This window comes from Paracoccus sp. Z118, from assembly GCF_019061185.1.
Classification (GTDB): Bacteria; Pseudomonadota; Alphaproteobacteria; order Rhodobacterales; family Rhodobacteraceae; genus Paracoccus.
This window is the reverse complement of record NZ_JAHQZU010000104.1, coordinates 1-672: the sequence shown is the minus strand read 5'-3', so window position 1 is coordinate 672 and position 672 is coordinate 1. Positions and strand designations below refer to the sequence as shown.

Genomic DNA, 672 nt, shown 5'->3' with positions numbered 1-672 from the left:
CGGCGCCGTCAGGGTGCGCACCAGATCGACCATCGCCGACAGCGCCGTCGTCATCGTGACGAGGTTGGCCAGCGCGATCAGCGTCACCATGCGCAGGGAGATGATCGCGCCCCGCGCGGCGTCGCCGGTCAGCAGATGCCAGGCCAGCAGCACGCCCACGAAGGGCAGCACCACGCGCAGGGCCCGCCGTCCCGCGCGCAGGAACAGGAGCCCCGGCGCCGCATAAAGCCCCAGCACCAGCCCGGCCGCCGCGAGGTGAACCGCAGGGCTGTCCGTCAGCAGCAGTCCCGTCGAGACAAGGCACAACCCGCCCAGCTTGAGCCATGCGGGCCAGCCATGCGCGCGGGTCTCAACCGGCGAGATCAGCGATATCATCGAGGTCCCCCTGGCGGATCATTTCGGCGGTGAAGTCGGGCAGCAACTCGGCGGGCGCTCCCCCGGCCACGATCCGGCCGCGGTCGAGCCAGAACAGTTCGTCGCAGCCCTCGAGGTCGGACGGCTCGTGCGAGATGTGGAGGATCCGCGTCTCGGCGCGCGCCAGATAGCGGCCGAGCTGCCGCCGGGTCGGGATGTCGAGCCCCGCATAGGGTTCGTCGAGGATCAGCAGCCGGGGCCGCATCGCAAGCACCGCCATCATGCAGACGAGGTGCTTCTGCCCCTGCGAAAGCGTCG

1 protein-coding gene and 1 pseudogene are annotated in these 672 nt (G+C 70.5%); both read right to left on the bottom strand.

The window, feature by feature from the left end; all coding sequences use genetic code 11:
* Window positions 1–375 (bottom strand): annotated as a pseudogene (locus KTN05_RS17700) (energy-coupling factor transporter transmembrane protein EcfT); the annotation flags it as partial.
* A partial coding sequence (locus tag KTN05_RS17695) for an ATP-binding cassette domain-containing protein (RefSeq protein WP_217330672.1) occupies window positions 350–672 on the bottom strand: 323 nt, incomplete at its 5' end. The pseudogene KTN05_RS17700 and the gene KTN05_RS17695, both read right to left, overlap by 26 nt.